We start from the raw sequence: 3,122 nt of genomic DNA, 5'->3' as shown, positions 1-3,122 counted from the left end.
ATCGGCGATGCTTTGCGGCTGACGGCTCAGCACAATGACTTCGACCTTGACCTCTAAGGCATCACGCTCAGCCTGGGCTTCCCAATAGGCTTGATGCAAGGCGTTGCTGAACCGGCGGCCCGCCTCGGCAAACTGGCGCTCGATGTCGGCTTCGGAGGCCTCCAGCTCGTAGTCGCGCACCGGGGTGGTTAGACCGCTGCCAAGCACTTCCGGATGATCCGGGTCAGACTCCGCAGTGATGGTGGTCACCTTCACCCGCGTGATCGCCGCCTCGGCCTTGGCATAGCGGCCGTCGGCCTTCAATACCTCTACCGCTTGTTGCATCCAGGCGATCATCTGCTCTTTGGCCTGCTTCCAGGCGGATGGCTCGATTGCGTCGATATTCAGGCGCCGTCCCAAATCGACATAGCGCCGGATTGGGCTCTGGGCGCGCACGGCGTTGACCCGATAGGTCTTGAGCGCTTCGCTGGCGGCAAAGATCGCCTCAGTGCCCGGCCGGCGGGTCAAGATCACCAGCTCGCGGCTGGAGCCGGTCTCGGCCGGCGGTGTTTCCTCGACATTGTTGAGATCCTGAATCACCGCCTCCACCGCATCCTTGTCGAAATGGGGCAGGAACAGATGCACGTCGTTCAACGTTGCGTCGCGCTCGATGCGCCGTGCCAAGGGCGTTCGCACCATGCGTCCCAGCAACTGCGCGATGTAGGTGTGATCCTCAGCACGGCGGAAGGACATCATCACTTCGGCGCGCGGGCAATCCCAGCCGGTCGACAGACTGGTCTTGAAGAAGACCACGCCAATGTCCTTGTTCTCATCGATGCGCGAGGCATCCACCCGACGGATGTTGTGACCACTGATCGCCAGGTCGCCGCAGTCATGTAGCGCATGCACCGCCTCGCCTTCGCGCAGGGGCTCGCCGATGGCGCGCTCTATGGCGGCAAGGGCGGCTGCTAGATCAGTGCGCGAGGTCTGGTTCTCGCTGCCGTTCTCAATCTGCACCACTAGCACCGGCCAGACCCGCTGCGGCTCTTGCTCGGCTAAACAGTAGGCGTGCCAGGCGCGGCGCATCCTCATCCAGGTGCGGGCGGCCTCTTCGAGCAGCGTCATCTCCGCGTCGCCCGTCTGGTCTGGGTGGTGAATCGGCACCCGATCCTTCAGCAAGCCCGAGGCGCGCACATCGGCCACCGGCACGGTGACCTTGTGCTGGCTGTGCGGTGCCTGCTCAAGCAGATCGATGAAGCGTCTAGGCGTGGCTGAGATACCGATCACCAACGGCATCGGGATCAGGCCGCTAGCGGCATGCCCCAGCAGGAAACGTTGCACCAGGGTGCGGGCTTCGTTGCGGTTGCGGGCACTGGTCATGCCGCGATGCGCTTCGTCGATGACCAGATAGAAGCGCTCCGGGGCTGAGCGGGCGGTGTTGGTAAACGTGCTCCAAATCGGGTAAGCGCGGCTGTCACCGCGGCGGGTCAGGCGCTTGTCGTTGCCGAGCTTCTGGATGTTGATGAAGTGGATCACGCCCGGCTCCAGGCGCTCGCGATCGAAATCGGCATCGATGGTCAGTAGGCGTTGCTCGCCGATGCGATCCGAGACCTGGTTGATACGCTTATGCGTCTGCTCGTTCAGCTCTGGCATGTCGGACAGCCAGAGGATGGACGCATCGGGTTGGGCCTCCAGGCCAAGCGCGCCGAACAGGATGTCCTCGAACAGCGCGGCCATGATCACGGTCTTGCCGCTGCCGGTGGGCGCCGAGAAGGAGATGGCCTGCGGATCCTGCGGGCTGGCCAGTGCGCGCGCTTGCCCGACTCGCACGCGTAACTGCTCGAGCGCGGTCTGCTGGAAGTCGAACAGCTCGAACTTCATCCCCCAGCCTCCCGCTGCGCGGCCTGAGTCGGATCGATGTTGATCAGGAAGTTCTCGAGGTAATCTCGGTAGAGCTGCACCGTTTCCAAGGCCGGAGTCGAGCCGGCCAGGCGAGCGCGTGCCTCGGCGGCCAATTCCTGGAAGGCCTCCTCGGCATCGGTGACGATGAATAGCAGGCGCAGATCGGTGCGGCCATCCAGAACCTGCAGCAAGGGTTGCATGGCGCCTTCATCGACTAGGACCGCGAAGGGGTTCTCCGGTGGTGCGAAGAAGTCGGGATCGGGCGCTTCGGTGGGCAACTCCGGTCGCGGCCCAATGGCCCCGGCCTTCAGCCAGAGCAACGGCAGGATCTCGCGAAAGGCGCGTTTGAGCGCGACCCGCTCCTGATCGAGAAAGTCGAGGCGGAAATAGGCGAGATTGGCGGCGAAGCCCTCGGCGAGCGGGCGCTTTTCTTCCTCGGTGATCTGCAAGGGGCCAAGCAGGTTCTGCACCTCTGACTTGATCCGATCGAAGACCGCCTTGGTCGTCGCGACAATGTAGAGGTCGGAAATCTGATCTTGACCCTCTAGAGCCTCTAGCCACGCTGAAGCCGCTTCCTCGTGGAACAGGACGCTGGTGGAATGCTCCTCAGAGACGATGTAGGGGTTGTCGGGCGTCACGAGGTTTTGCGGCAGGTCGGGCAGCAGCGCGACCAGTTGCTTCTTGCGGGTAGCGGTGTTGAGTGCGGCCGGATCGACGAAGCCAATATGGATGATGCGACGCGGGCGCTCGCGCTCGACCGTGCCGCCGGTCAGATAGTCACCCGGTAGCGGGGTGCCATCATCGCGTTGTCCGCGAATAGTGAATTGGCTGCGCGGCCAGGTCACCGAGCGGCAGATACCCTGAGCTTCCCAAGCCTGATCGCCCGGTTGCAATCCGCGAGCGCGCATGGCTTCGGCCTCGTCGCCCGAGACCTCGTTGTTGGTGACCAGGATGCAGCGGCGCTGGCCACCGTCGCTGGCATTGAGCAGGTTGACTGCATTCAGGGTGGTCCCACTTCCACAAAAGAAGTCAAGGATGATAGCGTTTGGCCGATCAGCAACAAAAAAGCGGATGCAATCATGGACTGCGTAAATGCTTTTCGGAAAGGGAAACCTAAGGTCAGGAATGATTTCTGCAAGTAAACGAGAGCCATATTGAGTCGCATCATGAGAGCTAATTCGCCATTGGCTAGCAGGAACCGCTCTCACAAAACCCGTGTCAACACTATCGACAATGATCGA

At 62.3% G+C, this 3,122-nt stretch carries 2 protein-coding genes and 1 pseudogene; all 3 read right to left on the bottom strand.

Features of this window, described 5'->3' with window-relative positions:
• A partial coding sequence (locus ACY693_RS17380) for a DEAD/DEAH box helicase (protein WP_462323068.1) occupies positions 1-1,860 on the bottom strand: 1,860 nt, incomplete at its 3' end.
• Positions 1,857-2,789, bottom strand: a complete 933-nt coding sequence (locus tag ACY693_RS17375) for a hypothetical protein (protein WP_462323069.1) — start codon at positions 2,787-2,789, stop codon at positions 1,857-1,859. The genes ACY693_RS17380 and ACY693_RS17375, both read right to left, overlap by 4 nt.
• 84 nt (positions 2,790-2,873) lie before the next feature.
• Positions 2,874-3,089: pseudogene (locus ACY693_RS17370) on the bottom strand (DNA methyltransferase); the annotation flags it as partial.
• Positions 3,090-3,122: the final 33 nt, after the last annotated feature.

It is taken from the genome of Halochromatium sp., from assembly GCF_054919635.1.
Note: the sequence above shows the minus strand (reverse complement) of the source record. Positions and strands in the feature narration are given on the sequence as shown.

Excerpts from the sequence above, each read along its gene's own strand:
- ACY693_RS17375 (WP_462323069.1), bottom strand. The coding sequence starts at position 2,789 with ATGCGCGCTCGCGGATTGCAACCGGGCGATCAGGCTTGGGAAGCTCAG.